This is a genomic window from Bacillus cereus group sp. BfR-BA-01310, assembly GCF_022664325.1.
Lineage (GTDB): Bacteria > Bacillota > Bacilli > Bacillales > Bacillaceae_G > Bacillus_A > Bacillus_A paramycoides.
This window is the reverse complement of sequence record NZ_JAKUHD010000010.1, coordinates 23,996-48,643: the sequence shown is the minus strand read 5'-3', so window position 1 is coordinate 48,643 and position 24,648 is coordinate 23,996. Positions and strand designations below refer to the sequence as shown.

The window sequence follows — 24,648 nt, the reverse complement described above, 5'->3', positions numbered from 1 at the left end:
TTTTAAGTGTTGACTTGACGACCAAATGTAACTATAATAGTTACATTTGGTCGCATAGTTACGGAACAGCTAATATTTTTTTGTTATAAATGTAACTTAATTGGTTACAACTTAAGTGGAAAAATAAAAAATGTGGAGGAAATAGCATGACTAAGTCAAATTTAGAAATGATTCGAAGCACATATGAAGGTTCGGCTTCTTCAAATGCAAAACATTTAGCGGAAGCCCTTTCTAGAAAAGTAGAATGGACAGAGGCAGCGGGTTTTCCGTACGGCGGAACGTATATTGGTGTAGAAGCAGTAATGAAAAATGTATTTAGTCGTTTAGGATCAGAATGGAATGATTATAAGGCTAGTGTAAATACGTACCATGAAGTAAACGGAAAAGATGTGATTATTGCTGAAGGGGTTTACTCAGGAGTTTATAAAGAGACGGGAAAATCCTTTGAAGCAGACTTTGTTCACGTATGGAAACTTGAGAACGGAAAAATCGTGAAGTTTAAGCAGTATGTGGATAGTTATATTGTACGAGAAGCGATGAAGGCTTAAAATGAAATAAAAGGAAACAAATGGAATCGACTATGTGCAGGCGATTCCATTTGTTTATGTAATTATTAGGGGGAATGGGGAGTACATAATATGAAAAAATGGATAATAGGGACAATTACAATGATTGTAATTGTGATGGGGGCTTTATTCGGTGTTACTAAATTTCTTAATTATATAGAGGAAGAGGAGAAGAGCCTTAAAGTACAAAAAGTAATGGATCAACAGGAGAAGAAAGTAAAGGAAGAGAAGCCACAAGTTAGTGAAGATGAAATTATTTCTACAATGCATAGGATGGTACATCAAAAAGTGAAATCCTCTGAGAAATGGGGATTTATCGAAATGACAAATAAGGAAATTAGTGGTGCGAAGAACGCAGTAGAAAGCAGTACAAATTTTAAATATAAATCAAAGCTACTTTCTACTTTGGAGCGTTGGGAGAAAGGAGACTTTTCACAAACGGTTGAGGAGCATAACTTTTTGTGGGAAATTCAAGGTGGTGATACCGGAAAGGCAACAGAACGTTTATCGCCAGAAGAAGAAAGACAGTATGTGAAAGAAATGAAGGGTAAATAAAAACATCGCCACTCTGGTGGCGATGTTTTTTCATTAAGAATGTTTTCGTACTAAAGTTCTAGTCGTTTGAGGAGAAACAGTTTTAAAATGAGAAAATAAATAACATCCTGTCACGACGATAATTGTTCCGAAAATTTGAATCCATGTTAGCTCTTCTCCGAGGAAAATAAATGCTAAAATAGCTGTGAAAATTGGATTGAAATTTAGAAAAATCCCCGATGTAGTAGCTCCTAATTTCTGTACACCAATGTTCCAAAACACCATACAAAGGACTGTTGAAATCAATCCTGTATATAAAAGTGATGTAATGAAAGAAGAATTGATATTGGAAACAGTGAAGTTGCCTATGTTAAATGGGAGTAATAAAATAACGCCAAAAATACCAGAATATAAAGTTGCCATGAGTGGTGTAGTTGTTTTTGTCGCCCATTTACTACAAACAGAATAAATGCCCCAAATACAAACAGCAGCAATCATCCATAAATCGCCGCTATTAAAATGTAGTGAAAATAAAAGAGCGAAATTTCCTTTCAAAAGAACGAGAATGACGCCGAAAAATGAAAGAATCATAGAAAGAATTTGAAGTGTATTTACTTTTTCTTTTAGAAATAACACAGAAAATAGTGCAATTGAAATAGCGTTCAATGTAGAAATAAGACCTACATTCGTTGCGGATGTTTTTTCTAATGCTAAAAATTGAAAAATGTTAAAAAGAGCGACTCCTGATATTCCCATAAGTATTAGCGGAAGTATTGCAGAGCGTGGTGGAATGATTTTCTTCTCTTTAAACCATACCATTGGTAATAAACAAACAATCGCAATCATCCATCTTAAACTTGTCAGTGTCATCGGAGACGCATGATCGACGAGTGATTTCCCAACGACGAAATTTCCTCCCCATAATAAGCTCGTTAATAATAATAAAAAGATGTAAAAATAAGGCATACTAAAAACCCCTTTGTTGAAATAAGAATGAACTGTAAATAATTTTAGCATTTTTCTTTATTGTCTAATATATTCTTTTGTATAATGGTGAAAACTCAATAAAATGTTTTGTTGGAAATCTTATTCGCAGAAAAATATTCAGTTTTATATAAGTTATGAGATGTTTCTTCGAATAATCGTCGGTAAGAAAAAAAGGGGGAATTTTGATGGAGTCATCTGTTATTAAAGTGCTAGATGATTTGGATATACAAATTTTAGATATATTACAGAAGGAGTCGCAAGTAAGCAATGCGGAACTTGCACGCCGTGTTAATTTATCACCAGCTGCTATGCATGCAAGAATAAAGAGATTAGACGGGGAAGGTTTCATTGATAAGCAAGTAGCGATTTTAAATCAAGAAAAGCTTGGATTTGATTTATTATGCTTCATTTTTATGAGCACAAATATTCATCAGTATGAAAAGCTTGAAGTGTTAGAACGAGAATTAGAATCTATGCCTGAAGTGTTAGAATGCCACTGTTTAACAGGCGAGTATGATTATTTATTAAAAGTTGCAAATCGTGATCGAAAAGAATTAGAGCATTTTATTAGGAAGTTAAATAAATTAGGCATCACGCGTATACAAACGAGTTTAGCACTTCGTGAAATTAAATATTCTACAGTATTGCCGATACGGAATGAGGAACCAAGTACGAAATAGAGTGCTTGGTTTTTTTATTTGTGTAAAATTCAGAAAAATAATTGACGAGGCGAAAAGAGAATTGTATTATTATATAAAATTACGAATTAATATTCATTTATTTTTATAAATATTAATGTGCGGGTTAAGGGGATATAATATGGAAATTTGTAATGCTGTTACAAGTGATGTGAAAGAGGTTTATAACTTAATTGAAGTGTATGCGAAAGAGGGAGTTGTTTTACCACGTTCTCTCTTGTCTCTTTATCAATATTTACAATGTTTGTATGTTGTGAAAGAAGAAGAGAGCATTATTGGAGTCGCTGGTTTACACGTATTAGGAGAGGATCTTGCAGAAGTACGATCGTTAGTAGTTTCGCATATATATGCAGGAAAAGGGATTGGGCGTATGTTAGTGAATCATGTAATGAATGAGGCAGCAAAAATAAAAGTGAATAGAGTAATTTCTTTAACATATGAAACGGAATTTTTTCAAAAGTGTGGGTTTGATTTTGTGAATAAAGAATCATTGCCAGAGAAAGTATGGGTTGATTGTAGACATTGTCCAAAGTTTGATTGCTGTGATGAGGTGGCGATGATTCGGTATGTTGGGTGAAATTTTTAGAGAAAAAAAGTGCCCACTATTATTTAGATAATAGTGGGCATCTGTATTTTAATAAGAAATGAGATGTTATTAGGAATTTGAATTCGTTTGTCTCATGGCAAAATTATAAAGTGGATCTCTAAGTTCATAGTTATACGTAGAACCGTCGACAAGCCCTACAACTTTGTCGTTATCATAAAGGTCGAGCATAAATTGTGCCATTTGTTTTGCAGTATGAAATTTCGGTACAACATTATCGTATTGGAACTCATCAATATTAAATGAACGTTTCGCGAATTCTGTTTCAGTTGCGCCAGGAGCTAAAACTTTTGCTTGTAGTTTTGCACCTTGTTCTTTCAGTTCGTGAGATAGTCCTTCTGTAAATGCACTTACATAGAATTTCGTAGCGCAGTACGTAATAGCGTTAGCAACAATCGTGTATCCACCGCCTGATGAAACGTTAATAAGCTGTGTTCCTTCGGTCATTGAATAATCTCGAACGAAAAGGGAAGAAAGTATTGTTAGTGCTTCTATATTTACATGCAACATCGTTTCGATTTTGTTTAAATTTTGTTCAGCAATTGAGGCGAAATTACCAAAACCTGCGTTATTAATCCACGTTTCAATTTGAAAACTTTGTAGACTTTCATAAAGTTTATAAACTTCTTCAGTGACGGATAAATCAGTTCTTCGAATGACAACATCCAATTCCGGATTCATTTCGTTAATTTTTAATTTTAATTCTTCTAATTCTGCTTGTCTTCGTGCTACGAGTATTAAGTTTTTTCCGCGAGATGCAAAGGCTAAAGCTGATTCATAGCCGATTCCTGAACTAGCACCAGTAATAACAGTATATTTCATATAAACTCCCCCTGAATTCAAATTGACTTATTTATGTTTAGATTGTATTAGTTAGAGTACACTCTAAGTCAAATGTTTTTTGAAATTTAGATAAGGTAGTAAAATATATGAGGATACATATCGTGTGAAGGAGAATAATTATGTACACAATTAGCGAGGTAGCGAAATTATTAGGAGTGAGCACACATACATTACGATATTATGAAAAGGAGAATATATTAATTGCAAACCGTGATGCCAATGGGAATCGACTCTATGAAGAGTCACATATAAAGTGGTTGCAGTTTGTAATGAAGTTAAAACAAACGCAAATGCCGATAGCGAAAATAAGAGAATACGCTAGATTATATACAGAAGGGGAGCATACAACCGAAGCCCGGTTACAGCTTTTAGAAGATCATAAAAAATCTATTCAAACTCAAAGAGAAAACTTAGTAATTACAGAGAAGATGCTTGAAAATAAAATTATTGCGTACAAAGACTCGTTGGAAAATAAATAGCGTACAAAACACTGTGTTTCCTTTTTTATGTGGAAAAGGGAATTCAGTTTTTTTGTTTTGGAATTGATTTGTGAGCATTTCATCATAATGTAATGAAAAATTAAAAAAGAGCAGCTAGCTAAAAGCAACTGCCCGATTCAAAGGGATCTCCAAGGGGGAATGGAGAAAATATTTTGTTACTACCATTATTGACAGAGTATTGAAAAATATACAGTCGAGTTGAAATTTTTTTTATAATCCCCCTTCACACATATATGGTGAGGGGATTTTTGTTTCTTTTGTCCTTATTTAGCATGAAAATTCGCTGTTGACACTTCACAAATTGTTCATGTAGAATGTTTATGAATGACATTCAGTCATTTTTCGTGAGAGGATGTAGATAAGCAATTTATACAGGAAGATAAGGGAACACGAGAGCTCATTAATAGGGGGATGTTAAAATTACATTGAATCTCTTTTGGGGCGTAAGAATTTGAAAGAACTTTATAATCTTAGTCAGCTTGGTGACGGAACAAATATAATGATAAAAGAGGATGATATTGGTTTATATATTATTTAGTGTGAGATTATATTTTAAAAAAACAAACAAATAAACTGACTGACGGTCAGTCAGTTATAAAAGGTGAGAGGTATGAAAAATAAAGCTTGGTTATATGTCATATTAACATGTATTTTTGAAGTCTTCTGGGTGTTTGGTTTTAATACAGCCCATACTTGGTGGCATTGGGTCATTATTGTAGGAGTTATCGCTGTTGATTTTCATTTTCTTTCTAAAGCGTGTGAACATCTGGCGACAGGGACAGTATATGCGGTGTTTGCTGGTGCTGGTACTGTAGGAACTTTCTTAATGGATGTTTTTCTTTTCGGTGGAAGTTTTAGTTTAGGAAAATTATTCTTCATTGTGATGGTTGTAGCTGGCGTGATCGGTTTAAAATTGGCTGATAATAAAGCAGAGACTGTGGAAGAAACTATGGAAGGAGCTGCTTAAAAATGGGTTGGATTTTCGTATTTTGTGCTGCAATTAGTGAAATAGTCGGTGTGATAGGCCTTAAAATGTATAGTAAAGATAAGACGTTAGCAAATGGAGCGATTTATATAGGTGGATTTGCAACTTCCTTCGCATTCTTATACACATCTTTCTTGTTCTTACAAGTAAGTGTGGCCTATGCGGTTTGGATTGGCATTGGAACAGCAGGCGCAGTTTTATTAAATATGTTTCTGTTTGGTGAATCGAAAAGTAAGGCACGTATTATTAGTGTAGCTCTTATTGTATGCGGAGTGACGGGATTAAAGGCTCTTTCTTAAGAAGTATACTATAGCACAAATTATATATTATATTTTTGTCTCCTAATAGAACAATGAATCGTCTATTAGGAGATTTTTTCTATATAATAAGATGAAATAATACACTATGATTGACAGTATAATGCACTTTCTTATAAAATGAGTGACAGTCATTCAATACGCGTGTGAAAGGGTTTAGATGATGAATAAAAAAGAGAAAATTATCTTTGCAGCTATTGAAGTGTTTCAGGAAAAGGGCGTTGAAAAAACAAAGATTTCTGATATCGTGAAATTGGCTGGTATTGCGCAAGGAACTTTCTATTTATATTTTCCTTCTAAGTTATCTGTTATGCCTGCAATAGCAGAAGTGATGGTTGAAAAGATGATACTTGCAGTAAAAGAAAAGGTACAGAACGATGGACCTTTTTCAAAGAAAGTTACGCAAGTAATAGATGCTGTTTTTGACTTTATAGCGGAATATCGTGAGATACAAGCTTTAATGTATGCGGGTCTTGCATCTACTGAACATATAAAAGAATGGGAAGCTGTATATGAGCCTCTTTATAAATGGCTAAGTGAATTTTTAAGCGAGGCAAAAGAATTAGGTGAAATTCGTGATTCAATTCATGCAGAAAGAACTGCGAAGTTATTTATCGCTCTTGTTGAATCAGCAGCTGAACAAGTTCATTTATATGATCATAAAGATGATGAGCAAGTTGAACTCCAAAAAGCAGAGGTGTTAGATTTTTTAACACATGCACTACATATAAAGTGAAACTTTAATCAGTGGGGGGACATTTCCCACTGATTATTAGCCCACACCAATCGGGCATTTAAGGGCAGTTATCTCCCGCATAACTTCCTCGCATTCGCCGAATTTTGAGGTGGGAGTCTTACTGCCCGCAAATAGCGAGGTAAAAGAATAAACGACTGGGTGAATTCATCAGAAATAAAAGGGTGGATTCATTTCATGCACAAACTGAATGATAATCATTCAGTTTGTTTTTATGCATATGCTGAAGGGTAAAGCGAAACTTTAATCAGTATGGGGGTTCCACCCTCACCAATTGGGATAAAGAAAAAACTTCTTGGGCATTATTTTTGAGAGAAACTGTACAGAAATGAGTTTTATGGGAAGAGGTGTTAATCATTGAAGAAACCAATTAAAGAACAAAAGATGGTATTAATCATTCTTTTAAGTAATATATTTATTGCTTTTTTAGGCATTGGATTAATCATTCCAGTTATGCCGTCCTTTATGAATGATATGAATTTAACAGGGAAAACGATGGGATATCTCGTTGCAGTATTTGCAATGGCCCAACTTCTTACTTCACCAATTACTGGTCGATGGGTCGACCTTTACGGTAGGAAGAAAATGATTATCATTGGATTATTTATTTTTGGTGTTTCAGAGCTTCTTTTTGGATTAGGAAAAGATGTATGGATGCTTTATGTAGCAAGGATGCTGGGCGGGATTAGTGCTGCGTTTATTATGCCTGGCGTTACAGCATATGTTGCTGATATTACATCTATTCAGGAACGTCCAAAAGCGATGGGATATCTGTCTGCGGCTATTAGTACTGGCTTTATAATAGGACCTGGAATCGGCGGATTTATTGCAGAATATGGTATACGTGTACCGTTCTTTGTGGCAGCAGTTATTGCCTTTATGGCATGCATTATTTCTATATTTATTTTGAAAGAGCCGTTAACGAAAGAGGAGCTTGCAGAGATTTCTACTAATACGAAGGAATCAAGTTTTATCGGAGATTTAAAGAAATCTTTAAATCCAATGTATGCTATAGCGTTTATTATTGTATTTGTGCTTGCATTCGGTTTATCCGCATATGAAACTGTTTTTAGTCTGTTTTCTGATCATAAATTTGGTTTCACACCGAAAGATATTGCTGCAATTATTACAATTAGTTCAATTTTTGGGGTAGTTGTACAAGTATTTATGTTTGGGAAATTAGTGGACATATTCGGTGAAAAAGTGCTAATTCAATTATGTTTAATTGTAGGAGCAGTGTTAGCGTTTGTTTCAACAATAGTCTTTAATTATTGGATTGTGCTCCTTGTTACTTGTTTTATTTTCTTAGCTTTCGATTTACTGCGTCCAGCGTTAACGACGTTTTTATCAAAAGCAGCTGGAAAAGAGCAAGGGTTTGTTGCTGGAATGAACTCAACTTATACGAGCTTAGGAAATATTGTTGGACCAGCGATGGGTGGAATATTATTTGATGTAAATATTCATTATCCATATGCTTTCTCAGGAGTTGTTTTAATAGTTGGTCTCGGCATTACATTTATGTGGAGAGAGAAGCAGTTAGCTGAAAGTTTGGCGAGGTAATTTAATAAGTAACGAAAAACCCCTTACTGTTGTAAGGGGTTTTTATTTTATAAATTTAATCCAAACCGTTTTAATTCTATAAAGATACTTTCTAATTGCTTTCCTTTATCCGTTAATGTGTACTCTACACGAGGCGGAACTTCTGGATACACTTTTCTCGTTATAATCCCTTGCGTTTCTAACTCTTTTAGTCGAAGTGACAATGTTTTCGGGCTAATGCCATCCATTGATTTTTGTAAATCACTAAAGCGTAATGTTCCTTCAATAAGAAGGTCACGAATAATTAAAAAAGTCCATTTTGTACTAATTACGTCAAGTGTTTTGGCGATAGGGCATGGAATACCTGGTGAACCTTTCGTTAATATAACCGGATCTATATTGCTCATGGAACTAGCCTCCATAAAAAAATTATGTGAATTTGCTTTATAGTATCACAAAACTATCTTTTTGGTAACTATATGAAAAAAATATCACTACTTCCAAAAGGGAAGTTAGTGCATATACAATAGCAATACGAAATAAAAAGGGTTTGTAGCAGGAGGAGGTGATTTCCATGGGTATAAAAAGGTTATTTGCGTTACTAAGTTTTTTGGTCATTTGTATTGTGCTTGTAGCGTGTAGTGGGGAGCAAAAAACTGAGATCCAATTATTGAAGGAAATGCCGAAGCCAAAAACAATGACAATCGATCCTTCACTAAGCAAAAGAGAAGCGACAGAAATGGTTCATGCAGCCCAGCGTTTTTACGCATTTTGGGATACAGGTAAGGAGAAACTTATTCCGCAGACTGTTACTGATACATTCTTTGATAACACACTACCGAAAGATCGCCCACAAGGTACGGAAGGATTAAAGTTTGCAGCGCAAAATTTCCGTAAAGTAGTTCCAAATATACATTGTGAAATTGAAGATTTATTAGTGGTTGGTGATAAAGTAACAGCCCGTCTTTCTTTTACAGGAACTCATAATGATAAAAAAATTAGTTTTTTTGCGATTGATATTTTGCATGTGAAAGACGGAAAGATAACGGAAGATTGGCATTTAGAAGATAATCTTACGTTAAAACAGCAACTTGGCTTAATAGCTGAGGAATAAAAATATAGGGGAGAGAAATGTGATGAAAAATATATTGATTATAAATGGACATGAGAAATACGGTTCAAAGGAAGGACGACTAAATAAAACGTTAGTTGATTATATGGTAACTGTATTAAGTGAGAATCATCATGTGAAAACAACAACGATTCAAGATGGATATAGTATTAAAGGAGAACAAGAGAAGTTTTTATGGGCTGATGTTGTGATTTATCAAACACCAATTTACTGGTTTAGTGTACCTGGATTATTTAAAACGTATATGGATGAAGTATATGAATATGGCTTGTTCTTTAAAGGCGCAGATGAATACGGAACAGGTGGTTTATTAAAAGAGAAGCAGTATATGTTTTCTACAACTTGGAATACACCTGAAAAGGCATTCGGAGATAAGACGAAATTCTTTGAAGGAGAAAGTTTAGAATCAGCGATTAGTCATTTACATCGCGTGCAGAAATTTCTCGGTATGAGTCCGTTAAAGAGTTTTGCATGCTATGATGTGGTGAAGAATCCTAATATAGATAAGTTTTTATTAAACTTGAAAAATCATTTGGATGAAGTAATTAAATAATAGTTTGCATCTTTGTGCGTGAGAAGGTACGACTAAACGTGTAGTACCTTCTCTTACATTCATAAAAGTTGCTTAGTTTTTATTAGCCTAAAATTTTCATAAGTGGAGTCTAATCTTTTATGAAATCCGTTGAAAATCTTTACTCATACAGGACTGTTTTAGTTTTTTTGATTTTATTAAATATTTAATATCAGAGGTGTTATCATATGAAAGCTGAATATGATAATAGTTAATATACTCAAATAATGCAAAAACATAAACAAATAGGGAGAATGATAGCCCGCCAAAAGGTAAGTGGGGATACCAAATCAAAAAATCAATAATAAACATACCAAGTCCTGTGATAATCAATCCTATATTTATCTTTTTTAGTCTTTTTAAATATTGAATGATCCAAATAGGCGTAACAGATGTTTTTTCTTTTTTTAGTCTTTTCCACTTTACGTACCAGTAAACAGTTCCTTGTAGTAAGAGAAACTCTAAAAGAAGAAATGAGACCCAAAAAGAATACAGGGAATATAAATATAATGTAGGATAAGCATAATTAATTAAGTAACTTGCAAAAATAAAAGTAATGACTGAAAATAACTCACCTGTGTATAGATAGGAAAGCCTTCTTTCTATGTTTCCTCTCATAGTTTCTCTCCTTTTATAAAGAATATATATTCGAAACCCTCACATTTTAGTGCGGGGATGGCTGTATCCATAACTTCGCAAAATTCGCCCAACCGAATGAATCAATTGTTACGTTTTTTAAAGAAGAGGGATATGTTTTTCTTTTTAAAACGTGATAGTTAAATAAAATAATGTATTCAGCTTGCAAAAACTCTTCAATTTCATACATGAGTTCATAGCGCTTTTCTTTATTTTCTTCTAATAAAAATGTATCTAGTAAAAAATTAATTTGTTTTTCATAGTGCGGGTCCATGAATCGATTTATAAAGCAATTTTTATTTTTAAATACGTTTAAAAATGCCATTTCATGCTCAGTGGCAAATACTTCTCCCATTAAAATGATATCGGCATGTTTATCAATAGAACGATCCGTATAATCTGAAACGAGAAATGGGTGAAGTTCTACTTGCACTCCTAATTGTTCGCAACGTTCTTTTAGGAAGTCTGCGTCGTTTGCACTATCTTTAAATGCGAAGAAGTAAATATGTATTATTTCTCCATTATATGTGCTCTTTTTCAAATACTCTTTCGCTTTTTCTAAAGAGTAGGATCTTCTCGGGGTTTGATGACGGCTTCTTTCAGGAAAGAAGCTTGATGCAGCAATTGTTCGTCTTCCTTCTATGTTACAAAGTATCGTTTCAACATCATATATTTCTCTCCAAGCTTTACGAAAGTAAATATCGTGATGGGGACCAGTTTTTTTAAAATTGAAGCTAGCATAAATGCAACCTATTTCTTCTATTTGGATATCGTGTCTTTCGTTTTCATTTTCATTTGGCAGTTCATAATCAGAATGTATTTTCACATGATCTGGAATACGCCAAAACTCAATACGGTCTAGTAACGCACGCTCTTTAAAATAATGGGTGAAAGCTTCGAGTACGATATTATCTTCAGAGTAATGAGCAAGTTTAAAAGGTCCAGTACCTATGTAGTGATGATTTTGAATGACTGCATCATGTGGCAAGATTGCGAGCTGCATTGAACTCACATAATGTAAGAAAAATAAGTTCGGTTTTGCTAAATGGAATCGTATTTGCAGTGGTAATGGTGTTTCAATTTGAACAATTTCTTCTGTTAACCATTCGAAAGGAGATTGGACTTGCTTTAATCTTTCAAATGAAAATTGAACATCTTTAGAAGTTAAAAGAGTTTCGTTATGAAAATGTATATCTTTTCGTAAATGAAAGGTCCACGTAAGTTGATCCTGACTTAATTCCCACGTATGAGCAAGATGTGGTTCCATTTTTTCTGTAACATCGTTATAAACGACTAATGTATCAAAAATTTGACTAGTAAGATGGCTCTCCGTAGTTACAGCCGCAAAAGCCGGATCTAACGGTAATATCTTTCTTGATATAGGGATCTTTAATATGTCGTACATATCATTTGAAGGTTCATAGCCAAAATGATGATGTAGTTTACTTTCTATTTTTTTCTGAAGTGCAAGAGGAAGGGGTTCTGTTAAAAGAAGAAAGATATCTTTTAACTTTTCTTGCTCTAAAAGTTCATCTGTATATAATTCAATTGCTTCTATTAAAGTATGTGAAAATATAATTTCCGTCTTATTCCCGCGGCCTCGCCCTGGAGTCCAGCAAATTAATTGTTCTTCGCTCATTTTCTTTAATAAAATCTTCACGTTTTTCGTACTGCAATATAAAATATTCGCTAATTCTTGTAAGCTATTTCGCATATGCTGTTGATCTTGTACATGCAGCCTTAGTCTAATATAATAGTCCATAATTTTCATATGTATACACGTCCTTCTGTATAAAAGGGGAAACTCTTTAGAATATTCTAACCTTTTTCTTCCTCTTTTTCAAAGTAAAATGAATAAGCATAAGGAGGGAGAAACGATGGGGTTTTGGAGTATGCATCGAAATATAAAAATTAGAATTATAACATCATTTTTAACACGAACTGTATCAACGATGATTTTTCCATTTATGGCGATTTATTTTTCAATAAAATTAGGCAGTGCGATTGCTGGCGCTTTACTACTAATTAATGTGTTAGCTTCATTAATAATTGGTTTATATGGCGGGTATATTGGAGATCGGCTTGGACGTAAAAAAGTAATGATTATAGGTCAAAGTATACAGGCCGTTTCCATTGCTTGTATGGGAGTTGCGAATTCGGATTACGTAGACTCACCGTGGTTAACGTTTTTATTTATGTTAGTAAATAGCTTAGGATCTGGACTTATGAATCCAGCGACCGAGGCGATGTTAATAGATGTGAGTACACCTGAAAATCGAAAGGTTATGTACAGCATTAACTACTGGGCTATTAACTTATCCATTGCAATTGGAGCGATATTTGGCGGGCTACTATTTGAAAACTATCGCTTACAATTGTTTATTGTATTAACGGCTGTTGCTGTAATTACTTTATATGTTATGGCTGTATATATGGAAGAAGTGTATGTGGCTCGCAAAACAGTAGAGAAGAAAAATGTATTAAGAGATATGGCGGAAAGTTATAAAGTTGTTATGAAAGACCGAGCGTTTTTAATCTTTTGTGCAGCGAGTATATGTACGTTATCTTTAGAGTTTCAAATTAATAATTATTTAGGGGTGCGTTTGCAGAAGGAATTTGAAACGGTTCACTTTTTATTCGGAAATGGTTTTACTTTTGATTTAACAGGTATTCGAATGCTGAGCTGGATATCTGCAGAGAATACAATTTTAGTTGTTTTATGTTCGGCGCTTATTATTAAGATGTTAAAGCGTTTCAATGATTTGAAAATCTTGTATGTAGGTTTATTCATTTACACAATTGGATTTACAATACTCGGAACGAGCAATAGCTTATGGATTTTATTAATTGCAGGGCTATTCCAAACAGTAGGAGAGATGATGTATGTTCCGGTTCGTCAATCCATTATGGCAGATATGGTGCCAAATGAGGCGAGAGGTTCGTATATGGCGATTAACGGAATGGTCTTTCAAGTAGCGAAAATGAACGGTGCATTAGGTGTTATGTTAGGTTCATTTATTGCATCTTGGGGAATGAGTGCTCTATATTTTATCGTTGGTATGAGCAGTATTTTATTATTTATGAAGGCAATTGGGAAAGAGAAGTATCAGGATGAGAGAGAAGTTTCGCAGATTGGATAAAACTATATGAAAAGCGAACTAGCTATACGGGGACTCGCTTTATATATAGCCCCTAAAACGGATCAACTTCAGCTAAGTCAGGATTGGCGTTAGGATTAGTTAACAAATTCTTCAGTACACCTACTTCAGAGAGAGCGACGAGAATATAACCACTAATGAGGACGATGATTCCGATGACCCGTAATGTTTGTAGTGTAATGTCACGGCTATTTTCTTCTGAGTTGTTTTTGGGGGGGGAGAAGGTGGATTGTTGTTCATAGTAGAGCTCCCATCTTTTTTATTTGTCCCGCATTAACGGGCAGTAAGACTCCCACCTCAAAATTCGGCTGTAAAGCAAAGGAGTTAGGTGGGAGATCAACTGCCCGTAAAAGCCCGATTGGTTCAACTAATAATCAGTGGGGGATGAACAAAACCCCCACTGATTAAAGTTTCACTTTATATGTGCGAAATTATTATTTAACTTATGGATAGGAATTGTATAGTCATTTTCACTATATGAGAAATGCCTACGAAAAGTGATTAGAAATTTTGGGACGAGAAAAGAGGCTGCTATGTGCAGCCTCTTTTTGAACTAAAACGAAGAAATCCTCTTCTTTGTTTTCGGTATGATAATAAATTTGATCCATAGCATTCCTATTACTACAATGATAAAGCCAATTAATAATTGTCTTGTAGCAATAAGTACAACGCCTGAAAATACAACTAATTGAATGCTTATTAACATAAAAATTAAGCTGAGAAATTGATTCATTCTTTCATCGGTGCTAATTGGATATAATGCTACGATAATATTTCCCGAAAAATACTTCCACAGGGAACGAAGCTGCATAGAGATCATATATAGGACGCCGTAAGCGATAGCGCCTTTCACGTAAATATTCGGTACAAAATATAGGGTGAAGGCACCGAGAATACTTAAGCGAATATATATACCGAAATAATCATTACCACGTAAAAACGCTAGTGTATGTAAATAGAAGAATGTTGCTTGTTTTTTATGTAATATAGGTTCAATCCAATTTGTAAGCCATTTTCTTTTGTTTACTTGTTTATTCATTTGCGGAACATCAGTGAAGATGCTAGCGAATTGATAAAAGCGTATGTTCATTTTTTCTTCTTGCTCGATTATGTATTCCCACGGTATTCGTTTTGTGGGCTGTTTTTTCGTATAAAGAAGTAGGAAAGCAAGAAGTAATAGTAATCCGCCTAACATAATGATATTTGCAATATAAAACAGCATGTAAATGATAAGTGTGTTACAAGCAATACGAATGATAAGCCATATATTTTTTTCATGACTATCACGCCATATCCAATGTATGTATATGTTCCAGCCTTTTAAAATCATCAAAACGATAAAGATTGTACATAAAAAAGGTACGGTTAATTGTAATGATTGCATGGCAAGCGGTACCATGATAAGGAACGTAAATACGAGTGGGAAAAGCTGAATGATGTAATTATATAGAAGAGATTTTTTAAAATAAGATGTTAATTTCTCTTCTAGTGCTAGCAAATAGACAGCGTCAGGTTTTTGCATAAAGGTGCGAATTGGGCATCTTGTTATAATGAGTGTAAGTACGGCTGTGATGAGTAATAAAGATATTCCTTTAGACGGAGATGCTTTCAGAAACTGAGCGTAATAATATGCACCAACGCATGTAATAAAGATAAAGCTATATAGTAAACCGTTAATCATACGTGCAAAGTATGTGATGATATTTTGAATATGTTGTTGGAAGCGACTGCTCCATAGCGATTCGATTGACATGTTTTTCACCTCTTTGTTCTATTATATATGTTTTATTAAGTAAAAAACGAGCAAATTGCGTTATGCAACTTGCTCGTTTTTCTTTTCGTTATTTTTTTTCTGATCACGATTCATTAATGGATAGAAGGCAAAGCCGATTACGAATAAACCAATTCCGAGAAGGAATGTTTTTATATCGGATGCGCCGGTTTTAATAACCCATAGTGCATAGCAAAGTGCGATAACTGCGACTATGCCATCCATAATTCTTGCCCGCATTTCATTTTTATATGTTTCACCAGTTGCGACTAGTTTTAACTGGAAGATTGGTGAAACGAGATATGGAATGAGATAGGCTAAAGTTGATACTGTAATAACGAATGTATAAGCTTCCGCGATTGTTCCTGATAATGTTGAGAATAAGAACACTTGCGACATAATGTTTGTTAATCGTAGTGAATAGATTGGGCTTCCTTTTTTATTTGTTTTTGTAAAGAAGGAAGGGAAGAAACCTTCTTTTGCTGCTTGATAAGGTACTTCTGAGCTTAATAAAATCCAACCTAATATTGAACCGAATAGGGAAGTAAGAGCAAGTAATGCCATAAGTTTCCCACCGCCATGACCCATCGCTGCGTTTAATGCGTCTGCTAATGGACGTTCAGAAGTTTGTAATTTATCAACATGAAGTACACCCATTGTTAAAATTGTAATTCCTAAGTAAATTGCAACTGTAATAAGTAAACCTGCAACAGTGGCACGCTTTACCGTTTTTGGAGAAACAGCTCTATTGGATAAAAGAACGGCTGATTCAATTCCGATAAATGCCCAAAGTGTTGTTAGAGCAGCTAAGTTTACTTGTGATAGAAGCCCGTGTGATACGCCTTCTTTATCGATCATCGGTGTGTACCATTGTCCAAACTTTGAGGCTTCGAATGCAAATAAAGTAACGACGATGAATAGAAGGAATCCAGTTACTTTCGTTGTTGTTGCTAAGAAGTTTAGTTTTCCGGCTCCGCTTACACCGTTTGTTAAAATTAAATGAGTTCCCCAAAGTAAGACGGAACAAATTGTAAATGTAATTAGTTTTCCAACTTCTATATCGAAAGAGCCAATTGAAAACAATAGACGTGTATCTTTCATAATCGGGAAGAAGAGTGATAAATATCCCGCAAAAGACGTAATGATGGCAACGTTACTTGCCCAGTTTGCAACCCAATATCCCCACACCATGCTGAAACCAGCCATTTTTTTCTTTTTTGGTGATGAGAATAAAGCATATGCATGACTTTGTGGTCCTGTCGTTAAATCAGGACGACGAATTGCTAAATTACCGAAAACAAGAGCTAGCATTAAAACACCAAACCCTGTTGTTAACCAAGCTAAAGTGACACCGAGAGGGCTTGCTGTTTGTGCCAACGTACTTGGCACCATGAAAATACCAGCGCCAACCATGTTACCGACAACGAAAGCTGTTAGTACCCAAAAGCCCCATTTTTTTTGTTGCATAGAAAATACCTCCAAAGTTAGTATAACCAAGTCAAGCGAGGAGATATGTATGTCTTCCTGGTAAGGAAGAGAAGTTCCAAACAAAACAAAAAAAGCACGTAAATTTGCCGCTACATGCTTTCTATCTTATAAGAAACCCACGACATACCTCTCGATAGCTCTCCACAAACGAAACGTTTGTGACAGTTCTGCACTTATTAAATGCAGACCCAGCAAGCGTGCATGGTGGACACGGCTTACTTCGGCAATCATTCCTTCCTCATTCATTCATCAATGCCACTACATCTCCTGAAATGATACTCTTAATGACTGCAACCTCTACCTCACCGAGATACGAATGAGGATTTAAATATTAAATTAACGTATTTAAGAGTAACAAATGAATTTTTATACGTCAATGGATATAGTAATAATCAGATTATGGAGAAGAGTTTGTTATTAAAGGTGAGGGCAATAATATACAATCTTTGAATTTTCATAATATAATAAAATGACACTTTAATCAGTGGGGGTTTTGTCCATCCCCCACTGATTATTAGTTGAACCAATCGGGCTTTTACGGGCAGCTGATCTCCCACCTAACTTCCTCGCACTCGCCGAATTTCGAGACGGGAGTCTTGCTGCCCATAAATAGCGGGATAAATGTTATTGCTGCTAGAAGATAGAGAAGGGGATGAAGTGTATGTATGCATCTAATAAGAATTCTGTAATAGGTGTACTAGATTCAGGGGTTGGGGGAGTAACAGTTGCGAGTGAGATTATGCGTCAATTGCCTAAAGAAAGCATTTACTATATTGGTGATAATAAGCGTTGTCCGTATGGCCCAAGAGATGTAGCAGAAGTGGAATCTTTTATATTTGAAATGGTTGAGTTCCTCAAACAATTTCCATTAAAAGCGCTAGTAGTAGCTTGTAATACGGGTGCAGCTGCTGCATTGACTGCACTGCAAGAAGCACTAGCTATTCCAGTTATTGGTGTTATACATCCAGGAGCAAGAGCGGCCATTAAAGTGACGAAGAATGGGAAGATTGGAGTAATTGGAACAGTAGGTACGATAAAGTCCAATATGTATGAAAAAGCGTTACACGAGCTACATACATATGTAGAAGTGCATAGCTATGGTTGCCCAACTTTAGCTACAGTTGTAGAAAATCAATTAGAAGATACAGCGTATGTAACGAAACAAGTAAAACAAGCTTTATTGCCATTAACGAAAGAAGATATAGATACGTTAATTCTTGGTTGTACGCATTATCCACTTTTAGAATCATATATAGAAAAGGAATTAGGAGAAGATGTGACGATTATTAGTTCTGCAGAAGAAACAGCGATAGAGTTAAGCACGATTTTACAACACCAAGGGATTTTGTCTGAGAATCTGAATCTGAAGCATCGATTTTTTACAACAGGCTCTGTTTCATCATTTGAACATATTGCTCAGCGCTGGCTAGGGTATCAAATTTCTGTAGAATGTGTAAATTTGCCTATGCAAAATCAAACCGTGAACTAAATTATATAAAAAGAAGCTGACCTAAAATTAGATCAGCTTCTACATATAAGATTAAACTAAGTTTAATACAGTTACTTTTTCACGTGTCATAGACTCAAGGCTCTTACGAATACCTTGTGCGCCCATACCTGAACCTTTTACACCGATGAATGGGAAGTGGTCAGGGCCGCGCTCTGTGCGTCCGTTAATTTGAACAGAACCAGTTTCGATTTTGTTAGCAATTGCAAATGCTTTGTTAATGTCTTTTGTGAAGACACTTGCTTGCAGACCGAACTCTGATTTGTTAGCAATTTCAATTGCTTGTTCATCTGAAGAAACACGGATGATTGGAAGGATTGGGCCGAATGGCTCTTCCCAAGCAACTTTCATTTCTTCTGTTACGTGGTCGATTAATGTTGGGTAAATTAAGTTACGCTCACGTTTGTTACCGATAACGATTGTTGCACCTTTTTCAGCAGCATCGTCAACTAAACCTTGAACGAAGTCAGCAGATTTATCGTCGATTAATGGAACGATTGTGCTGTCTTGTTCTGGAGATCCAACTGATAATTTAGCTACTTGCTCTTTTAATAAGCCAACAAGCTCGTCCGCTACGTTTTCGTGTACAAGTACACGTTTAATAGCTGTACAACGTTGACCAGAGTAAGAGAATGCACCGCTTACGATATGATTTGCAGCATCTTGTAAGTCAGCATCTTCACGAACGATACCAGGGTCTTTACCACCAAGTTCTAATACAAGTGGAATCATTGCAGCTTTTTTCGCTAAATGTTTACCTGTGTTTGTACCACCTGTGAACGATACCATATTGATGCCTTCGTGCTCTACTAAGTAGTCGCCAATTACAGAACCGCGTCCTGTAGCTACGTTTACAAGACCTTTTGGAAGGCCAGCTTTATGAAGTGCTTCAACCATTTTAATACCACTAATTGCACCTTGAGTTGCTGGTTTGAAGATAACCGCGTTACCCATAATAAGAGCTGGTGCAAGTTTTGCAGCAGATAAGTTTACTGGGTAGTTAAATGGTGCGATTGCTAATACAACACCAAGTGGTGCGCGTTGGATAATCGCAAGTTTAGATTTTGTTCCGCCAGGGAAGCTATCGCCCATCATGCTTTCTCCGTGCATATGAAGAGCTTCTTCAATAGTGTAACGAATGAAGTCAGCTGTACGAACAACTTCTTTTTTCGCATCTTTATATCCTTTACCGACTTCTTTCATAATGATATCGGCAATTTCATCTTGCATATTTACGAGCTCATCAGCCCATTTATATAAATATTTTGCGCGATCTTGTAGAGAAGCTTCTGCCCATGATTTTTGAGCTTCTTTTGCAGATGCAATTGCTTCGTCTACTTCTCCGCGAGTAATTGCTTGTACTTGACCAATTACTTCGTGTAAGTATGGAGATGGAATTTCGATTGTTTGACCTGAAGAGCTTTCTCTCCATTCTCCGTTTAAATAAAATTTGTACGTATTGCTAGTTGTCATGATTAGTCCTCCTAAAATAGCAACTTGTAAGAGTGAGTATAAGGTGATTGTAGGGGGGTTGATAATATTTTTCAAATGAAATTTTTGTGAAAACGATTTCTTATTCTTTTTTATTTTGTATGCCCTTTCTTACAGAAGATTCTCTTATTTTAAACTGGATTATAAGTAGAATGCATCACTTTCATTTTTGTGATAAAAGATTATTTTATTCTATAGCTAAAAAAACAATTGACAGAATACTCAATAAAGTTGTAAGATTATAAATGGAAAATAAATGAAAGGGGTGTGCGTAATGATTGTAATCGTAAATGTAATGGGCTTAGCTCTGTTAAATGGCGGAAAACATTCATATCATTACGCAACCCGTGCGGATATATAGGACTTTTTTGTCTTATGAGAAGCGTACGTTGCGTATATCGTAACGTACGCTTTTATGCATTCCTTTGCATATCGTCAAGCGGCGGTATGCTTTTTTTTGTTTATTTTCCTTGTACCCATGCTTTGTATGGGTACGATAAAGTGAAACTTCCATTGGTGGGGAGATTGTATTCCTTGTTGATGATTAGTCTTCACCGCCCGTTAATTCGGGATAAAATAAACGTTTGGAAGGTGGAAAAATGTGATGGAATTGTATGGCAAACGAAATGTAAATGTGATGGGTTTGGATAGCGGATAAAGAAATGTGAGTCAAACGAGAACGAGAAGGGAGAGGTTATATTGTTTTCAGTACTGCAAAAATTAGGATGGTTTTTTAAAGAACATTGGAAAAGGTATAGTATCGCAATTGGGGTACTTTTAATTGTAAACGTAATAGAGGTAATTCCTCCGAAGGTGTTAGGAATTACAATTGATAATATTAAAACAGGAGCCTTAACGAACGAGGCGATTATGCAATATATTTTTATTTTACTTGGGGTAACGATAGGCGGGTATGTGCTCACTTTTATTTGGCAGCATCAACTATTTGGTGGGGCGTTCGTACTTGAGAAAACGATGCGTTCAAAATTTATGGGGCATTTACTCAAGATGACGCCGACGTTTTATCAAAAAAATCGTACTGGCGATTTAATGGCGCGAGCGACGAATGACTTAAAAGCAATTGCGATGACAGCAGGTTTTGGTATATTAACGCTCGTTGATTCTAGTCTATATATGCTTACAATCGTTTGTATGATGGGCTTTTCAATTAGTTGGCAGCTAACATTTGCTGCGCTTATACCGCTTCCGATTATGGCGTATGCGATGAATATATACGGAAAGAAATTGCATGAACGATTTACCGTTGCACAAGATGCGTTCGGAGATATGAATGATAAAGTGCTTGAATCAATTGCTGGTGTACGCGTTATTCGTGCGTATGTACAAGAAAATGCTGATCAAGAAAGGTTTCATCATTTAGGGGATGACGTATACGAGAAAAATATGAAAGTAGCAAGAATCGATGCGCTATTCCAGCCAACTGTGAAAATGCTCGTTGGTCTTAGTTATTTAATTGGTCTAGTGTACGGTGCATATCTCGTGTTCCAATCAAAAGTAACACTTGGGGAACTCGTTTCTTTTAACGTCTATTTAGGTATGATGATTTGGCCGATGTTTGCAATTGGTGAATTGATTAATGTTATGCAAAGAGGAAATGCTTCGTTAGATCGTGTGAATGAAACGTTAGCTTATGAACCGGATGTAAAGAATCCAAAAAATCCAAAGGTTGTACAAGAGCCGGATTACATTCAGTTTAATAATGTTTCTTTTTCATATCCTTCATCAAATGAAACAAATTTAAAAAATGTTTCGTTCTCATTAAAACAAGGAGAGACACTTGGAGTTGTTGGGAAAACAGGAAGCGGGAAAACGACGCTCGTTCGTCAGCTTCTTCGTCAATATCCACTTGGAGAAGGAGATATTGCAGTTTCTGATGTGACGCTAGATAAAATTACGAATGATAACGTACTTGGCTGGATTGGATATGTACCTCAGGAACACATTTTATTCTCAAAAACAGCGAAGGAAAATATTTTATTCGGAAACAGAGAAGCGACTGAAGAAGAACTTGAAAAAGCGATTGAAATAGCTGCGTTTAAAAAGGATTTAGAGTTTTTACCGGAAGGTTTAGAAACGCTTGTTGGAGAGAAAGGTGTTTCTTTATCAGGTGGGCAAAAGCAAAGGATTTCGATTGCGAGAGCTGTTATTCAAAACCCGGAAATCTTAATTTTAGACGATTCTTTATCAGCTGTTGATGCTCGTACTGAAGCGGCAATTATTGAAAATATACGAACAGAAAGAAGCGGGAAGACGACGATTATCACGACGCATCGTTTATCAGCGGTACAGCACGCAGATTGGATTCTCGTTATGGATAACGGTGAGGTTATTGAAGAAGGTTCGCACGAGGCGCTCGTTCGAAATGGGGGCTGGTATGCTGAGCAGTTCGAACGGCAGCAAGGTGAAAGTGCGGATAGTGGGGTGAAAATATGAGCGTTTCAAAACGATTGTTTCAATATGCGATGAAAGTGAAAGGGCCAATTTTTGCAGCTATGGCGATGCTATTTGTTTTCGTCATTGCAGAGCTTGCAGGTCCGTTCGTCGCAAAAACGATGATTGATGAGCATATTGTTGGCATAGAGAGGCCTTGGTATGAAACAGAAAAAAGTGAGGATGCTGTTTCGTATAATGGCGCCTTTTATAAGCGAGGCGATCGCTTTGAGGAAGGCGAGAAAAAAGGGAAGGAAGTTCGAGTTATTCAAGTTGATTTTCAGTACTATTTTGTGCCGAATAAAATAACGCTTGAAGGTTCTCGGTCCGTTAAGGGTGATGTGATTACCGTTCAGAGTGGTAAGGCCGTGCAGGTGTATAAAGCGAAAGCATTAACGAAAGAAGAAGTATTTGCGTTTTATAAACCAGAAATAAACCGACTATTACTACTTGGCGGTGGATATTTCGCTTTATTAGTAGTCGTATCATTATTTGCGTATGGAAAGCAGTTCTTCTTACAGAAAGCAGCAAACAAAATTATTCAAATTATGAGAGAAGACGTTTTTTCCCATATTCAAACGTTGCCAATTCGGTATTTTGATCATTTACCGGCAGGGAAAATTGTTTCGCGTGTAACGAATGATACAGAGGCAATTCGTGATTTATATGTAACGGTACTTGCGACATTCGTCTCTAGTATTATTTATATTATTGGGATATTCGCTGCGCTATTTTTACTCGATGTAAAACTTGCGATGTTCTGTTTATTAATTATCCCGATTTTAATTGTTTGGGCGATACTGTATAGAAAGTATGCGTCTGTATACAATCATAAAATGCGTTCGCGTTTATCGGATATTAACGGAACAGTGAATGAATCGATTCAAGGGATGCCAATCATTCAAGCATTCCGTCAAGAGCGTGAAACGAAGAAGGAATTTGAAGAGTTAAATGGCGATTATTTTAAATATCAAAATAAAATTTTAAATTTAAATGCAGCAACATCGCATAACTTAGTGTCTGTATTAAGAAACATCGCTTTTACAGGAGTGATTTGGTATTTTGGTGGTGCTTCATTAAGTGCTACGGGTATTGTTTCACTCGGGGTACTGTATGCTTTCGTTGATTATTTAACGAGATTATTCTCGCCGATTACAAATATGGTGAATCAGCTTGCGAATTTAGAGCAATCACGTGTTGCATCAGAGCGTGTTTTTGAATTGTTAGAGGAAAAAGGAGAGGCAGTAGAAGAAGAACGTATGCCTCGTTTAAACGGAAATGTGAAATTCGATAATGTGTCATTTTCTTATAATGGGAAAGATGAAGTATTGAAAAATATTTCTTTTGAAGCGAAACAAGGGGAGACAGTGGCACTTGTTGGTCATACTGGATCAGGAAAAAGTTCCATTATGAATGTACTCTTCCAATTTTATGAATTTCAAAAAGGAAAGCTTACGATTGATGGTCACGATGTAACAGAAATGCCGAAACAGGCAACTCGTGAACATATGGGAATTGTATTGCAAGATCCGTTTTTATTTAGCGGGACAGTCGCATCCAATGTAAGCTTAGAGAACGAAAATATTTCAAAAGAGCGTATCGTAAAGGCGTTACGTGATGTTGGTGCTGAAAGATTTGCGAACAATTTAGATGAAGAAATTACGGAGAAGGGAAGTACACTTTCAACCGGAGAACGTCAGCTTATATCGTTTGCTAGGGCACTTGCTTTTGATCCGGCGATTTTAATTTTAGATGAAGCGACTTCTAGTATTGATACAGAGACAGAAGCGATGATTCAACAAGCGCTAGAAGTTGTGAAAAAAGGAAGAACGACGTTTATTATCGCTCATCGTCTTTCAACAATTAAGAGCGCTGATCAAATTATTGTGCTTGATAGAGGAACGATTTTGGAAAAAGGATCTCATGATGAATTAATGAAAAAGCGCGGGCGTTATTACGATATGTATAAAACGCAAATGGAAGGAAACCAGAGCGCTTAATATTTAGAAGAACTTGCGATTTTCGCAAGTTCTTTTTTGATTAAAATTATATCGACGTTTTGACAAAGGATATCGATTCTGCGATAAATCATGACAAGCAAGAATAATAAGAAGTA

Annotated in this window: 23 protein-coding genes, 1 pseudogene and 1 riboswitch; of the genes and pseudogenes, 15 read left to right on the top strand and 9 right to left on the bottom strand. The window is 35.6% G+C overall.

The features are described 5' to 3' along the window. Window positions 1-146 precede the first annotated feature (146 nt). Both MR109_RS19055 and MR109_RS19050 read left to right on the top strand, forming a co-directional pair. Window positions 147-548 carry a nuclear transport factor 2 family protein gene (locus MR109_RS19055; RefSeq protein ID WP_098790214.1) on the top strand — a complete coding sequence of 134 codons (402 nt, stop codon included), beginning with the start codon at window positions 147-149 and terminating at the stop codon, window positions 546-548. Between the two features lie 90 nt (window positions 549-638). Next, window positions 639-1,121 carry a PRK06770 family protein gene (locus tag MR109_RS19050; protein WP_098307381.1) on the top strand — a complete coding sequence of 161 codons (483 nt, stop codon included), beginning with the start codon at window positions 639-641 and terminating at the stop codon, window positions 1,119-1,121. Between the two features lie 33 nt (window positions 1,122-1,154). On the opposite strand, the gene MR109_RS19045 is transcribed toward MR109_RS19050, so the two are convergent. After that, window positions 1,155-2,066, bottom strand: a complete 912-nt coding sequence (locus tag MR109_RS19045) for a DMT family transporter (protein WP_242273534.1) — start codon at window positions 2,064-2,066, stop codon at window positions 1,155-1,157. A 206-nt stretch (window positions 2,067-2,272) separates the two neighbouring features. On the opposite strand from MR109_RS19045, the gene MR109_RS19040 reads away from it, so the two are divergent. After that, a complete protein-coding gene (locus tag MR109_RS19040; protein ID WP_002170527.1) occupies window positions 2,273-2,767 on the top strand; it encodes an Lrp/AsnC family transcriptional regulator in 495 nt (164 codons plus the stop codon). Between the two features lie 139 nt (window positions 2,768-2,906). Next, window positions 2,907-3,362 (top strand): N-acetyltransferase, encoded by a 456-nt coding sequence (locus MR109_RS19035; RefSeq protein WP_071717771.1) that lies wholly within the window; start codon window positions 2,907-2,909, stop codon window positions 3,360-3,362. 78 nt (window positions 3,363-3,440) lie between these two features. Here MR109_RS19035 and MR109_RS19030 read toward each other — a convergent pair whose 3' ends face one another. Continuing rightward, window positions 3,441-4,211, bottom strand: coding sequence for an SDR family NAD(P)-dependent oxidoreductase (locus MR109_RS19030; protein ID WP_242273532.1), 771 nt, complete (start codon window positions 4,209-4,211; stop codon window positions 3,441-3,443). A gap of 140 nt (window positions 4,212-4,351) precedes the next feature. On the opposite strand from MR109_RS19030, the gene MR109_RS19025 reads away from it, so the two are divergent. The 5 genes from MR109_RS19025 (at window position 4,352) to MR109_RS19005 (ending at window position 8,348) form a co-directional block, all read left to right on the top strand. Further along, a complete protein-coding gene (locus MR109_RS19025; protein WP_242273530.1) occupies window positions 4,352-4,711 on the top strand; it encodes a MerR family transcriptional regulator in 360 nt (119 codons plus the stop codon). Between the two features lie 631 nt (window positions 4,712-5,342). After that, window positions 5,343-5,699, top strand: coding sequence for a DMT family transporter (locus MR109_RS19020; RefSeq protein WP_002170531.1), 357 nt, complete (start codon window positions 5,343-5,345; stop codon window positions 5,697-5,699). A gap of 2 nt (window positions 5,700-5,701) precedes the next feature. Beyond that, the gene (locus tag MR109_RS19015; RefSeq protein WP_048373562.1) at window positions 5,702-6,016 is read left to right on the top strand and encodes a DMT family transporter; all 315 of its coding nucleotides are present in this window, start codon (window positions 5,702-5,704) and stop codon (window positions 6,014-6,016) included. A 178-nt stretch (window positions 6,017-6,194) separates the two neighbouring features. Then, window positions 6,195-6,770 carry a TetR/AcrR family transcriptional regulator gene (locus MR109_RS19010; RefSeq protein WP_025150272.1) on the top strand — a complete coding sequence of 192 codons (576 nt, stop codon included), beginning with the start codon at window positions 6,195-6,197 and terminating at the stop codon, window positions 6,768-6,770. 375 nt (window positions 6,771-7,145) lie between these two features. Then, window positions 7,146-8,348 (top strand): MFS transporter, encoded by a 1,203-nt coding sequence (locus tag MR109_RS19005; protein ID WP_025150273.1) that lies wholly within the window; start codon window positions 7,146-7,148, stop codon window positions 8,346-8,348. 47 nt (window positions 8,349-8,395) lie between these two features. Here the strand turns inward: MR109_RS19005 and MR109_RS19000 are convergent, their stop codons facing one another. Next, on the bottom strand, window positions 8,396-8,734 hold the full coding sequence (locus MR109_RS19000) for a winged helix-turn-helix transcriptional regulator (protein ID WP_002170535.1): 339 nt from the start codon (window positions 8,732-8,734) through the stop codon (window positions 8,396-8,398). Between the two features lie 167 nt (window positions 8,735-8,901). Between MR109_RS19000 and MR109_RS18995 the strand changes: the two genes are divergently transcribed. Both MR109_RS18995 and MR109_RS18990 read left to right on the top strand, forming a co-directional pair. Continuing rightward, the gene (locus tag MR109_RS18995) at window positions 8,902-9,441 is read left to right on the top strand and encodes an ester cyclase (protein ID WP_242273528.1); all 540 of its coding nucleotides are present in this window, start codon (window positions 8,902-8,904) and stop codon (window positions 9,439-9,441) included. A 22-nt stretch (window positions 9,442-9,463) separates the two neighbouring features. Further along, window positions 9,464-10,012 carry an NAD(P)H-dependent oxidoreductase gene (locus tag MR109_RS18990; protein ID WP_242273527.1) on the top strand — a complete coding sequence of 183 codons (549 nt, stop codon included), beginning with the start codon at window positions 9,464-9,466 and terminating at the stop codon, window positions 10,010-10,012. A gap of 117 nt (window positions 10,013-10,129) precedes the next feature. On the opposite strand, the gene MR109_RS18985 is transcribed toward MR109_RS18990, so the two are convergent. Then, window positions 10,130-10,648: a general stress protein gene (locus MR109_RS18985; RefSeq protein WP_242273525.1), complete on the bottom strand. Its 519-nt coding sequence runs from the start codon at window positions 10,646-10,648 to the stop codon at window positions 10,130-10,132. Between the two features lie 46 nt (window positions 10,649-10,694). Further along, entirely contained in the window at window positions 10,695-12,437 is a 1,743-nt protein-coding gene (locus MR109_RS18980) for an SgrR family transcriptional regulator (protein ID WP_242273523.1), read from the bottom strand. Between the two features lie 106 nt (window positions 12,438-12,543). Here MR109_RS18980 and MR109_RS18975 point away from each other — a divergent pair, with 106 nt between their 5' ends. Then, on the top strand, window positions 12,544-13,806 hold the full coding sequence (locus MR109_RS18975; protein ID WP_242273521.1) for an MDR family MFS transporter: 1,263 nt from the start codon (window positions 12,544-12,546) through the stop codon (window positions 13,804-13,806). 52 nt (window positions 13,807-13,858) lie between these two features. Here the strand turns inward: MR109_RS18975 and MR109_RS18970 are convergent. The 3 genes and pseudogenes from MR109_RS18970 to MR109_RS18960 all read right to left on the bottom strand — a co-directional run bounded on the left by MR109_RS18970 (window position 13,859) and on the right by MR109_RS18960 (window position 17,062). After that, a pseudogene (locus MR109_RS18970) lies at window positions 13,859-14,064 on the bottom strand (hypothetical protein). Window positions 14,065-14,377: 313 nt separating this feature from the next. Beyond that, window positions 14,378-15,577, bottom strand: a complete 1,200-nt coding sequence (locus tag MR109_RS18965) for an ABC transporter permease (protein ID WP_242273520.1) — start codon at window positions 15,575-15,577, stop codon at window positions 14,378-14,380. Between the two features lie 60 nt (window positions 15,578-15,637). Then, the gene (locus MR109_RS18960; RefSeq protein ID WP_242273519.1) at window positions 15,638-17,062 is read right to left on the bottom strand and encodes an amino acid permease; all 1,425 of its coding nucleotides are present in this window, start codon (window positions 17,060-17,062) and stop codon (window positions 15,638-15,640) included. A gap of 147 nt (window positions 17,063-17,209) precedes the next feature. Next, a riboswitch (Lysine riboswitch) is annotated at window positions 17,210-17,391 on the bottom strand. A gap of 353 nt (window positions 17,392-17,744) precedes the next feature. On the opposite strand from MR109_RS18960, the gene racE reads away from it, so the two are divergent. Beyond that, on the top strand, window positions 17,745-18,572 hold the full coding sequence (gene racE / locus MR109_RS18955; RefSeq protein ID WP_242273518.1) for a glutamate racemase: 828 nt from the start codon (window positions 17,745-17,747) through the stop codon (window positions 18,570-18,572). A 51-nt stretch (window positions 18,573-18,623) separates the two neighbouring features. Here the strand turns inward: racE and gapN are convergent, their stop codons facing one another. After that, complete coding sequence (gene gapN / locus MR109_RS18950) at window positions 18,624-20,063, bottom strand: NADP-dependent glyceraldehyde-3-phosphate dehydrogenase (protein WP_048373546.1); 1,440 nt, start codon at window positions 20,061-20,063, stop codon at window positions 18,624-18,626. Window positions 20,064-20,780: 717 nt separating this feature from the next. Here gapN and MR109_RS18945 point away from each other — a divergent pair. Then, window positions 20,781-22,535 (top strand): ABC transporter ATP-binding protein, encoded by a 1,755-nt coding sequence (locus MR109_RS18945; protein ID WP_242273517.1) that lies wholly within the window; start codon window positions 20,781-20,783, stop codon window positions 22,533-22,535. Next, entirely contained in the window at window positions 22,532-24,532 is a 2,001-nt protein-coding gene (locus tag MR109_RS18940; protein ID WP_242273516.1) for an ABC transporter ATP-binding protein, read from the top strand. Before MR109_RS18945 ends, MR109_RS18940 begins: the two co-directional genes overlap by 4 nt. Window positions 24,533-24,648: the final 116 nt, after the last annotated feature.

Coding starts and splice junctions, on each gene's coding strand:
- MR109_RS19055 (WP_098790214.1), top strand. CDS start 147: ATGACTAAGTCAAATTTAGAAATGATTCGAAGCACATATGAAGGTTCG.
- MR109_RS19050 (WP_098307381.1), top strand. CDS start 639: ATGAAAAAATGGATAATAGGGACAATTACAATGATTGTAATTGTGATG.
- MR109_RS19045 (WP_242273534.1), bottom strand. CDS start 2,066: ATGCCTTATTTTTACATCTTTTTATTATTATTAACGAGCTTATTATGG.
- MR109_RS19040 (WP_002170527.1), top strand. CDS start 2,273: ATGGAGTCATCTGTTATTAAAGTGCTAGATGATTTGGATATACAAATT.
- MR109_RS19035 (WP_071717771.1), top strand. CDS start 2,907: ATGGAAATTTGTAATGCTGTTACAAGTGATGTGAAAGAGGTTTATAAC.
- MR109_RS19030 (WP_242273532.1), bottom strand. CDS start 4,211: ATGAAATATACTGTTATTACTGGTGCTAGTTCAGGAATCGGCTATGAA.
- MR109_RS19025 (WP_242273530.1), top strand. CDS start 4,352: ATGTACACAATTAGCGAGGTAGCGAAATTATTAGGAGTGAGCACACAT.
- MR109_RS19020 (WP_002170531.1), top strand. CDS start 5,343: ATGAAAAATAAAGCTTGGTTATATGTCATATTAACATGTATTTTTGAA.
- MR109_RS19015 (WP_048373562.1), top strand. CDS start 5,702: ATGGGTTGGATTTTCGTATTTTGTGCTGCAATTAGTGAAATAGTCGGT.
- MR109_RS19010 (WP_025150272.1), top strand. CDS start 6,195: ATGATGAATAAAAAAGAGAAAATTATCTTTGCAGCTATTGAAGTGTTT.
- MR109_RS19000 (WP_002170535.1), bottom strand. CDS start 8,734: ATGAGCAATATAGATCCGGTTATATTAACGAAAGGTTCACCAGGTATT.
- MR109_RS18995 (WP_242273528.1), top strand. CDS start 8,902: ATGGGTATAAAAAGGTTATTTGCGTTACTAAGTTTTTTGGTCATTTGT.
- MR109_RS18990 (WP_242273527.1), top strand. CDS start 9,464: ATGAAAAATATATTGATTATAAATGGACATGAGAAATACGGTTCAAAG.
- MR109_RS18985 (WP_242273525.1), bottom strand. CDS start 10,648: ATGAGAGGAAACATAGAAAGAAGGCTTTCCTATCTATACACAGGTGAG.
- MR109_RS18980 (WP_242273523.1), bottom strand. CDS start 12,437: ATGAAAATTATGGACTATTATATTAGACTAAGGCTGCATGTACAAGAT.
- MR109_RS18975 (WP_242273521.1), top strand. CDS start 12,544: ATGGGGTTTTGGAGTATGCATCGAAATATAAAAATTAGAATTATAACA.
- MR109_RS18965 (WP_242273520.1), bottom strand. CDS start 15,577: ATGTCAATCGAATCGCTATGGAGCAGTCGCTTCCAACAACATATTCAA.
- MR109_RS18960 (WP_242273519.1), bottom strand. CDS start 17,062: ATGCAACAAAAAAAATGGGGCTTTTGGGTACTAACAGCTTTCGTTGTC.
- racE (WP_242273518.1), top strand. CDS start 17,745: ATGTATGCATCTAATAAGAATTCTGTAATAGGTGTACTAGATTCAGGG.
- gapN (WP_048373546.1), bottom strand. CDS start 20,063: ATGACAACTAGCAATACGTACAAATTTTATTTAAACGGAGAATGGAGA.
- MR109_RS18940 (WP_242273516.1), top strand. CDS start 22,532: ATGAGCGTTTCAAAACGATTGTTTCAATATGCGATGAAAGTGAAAGGG.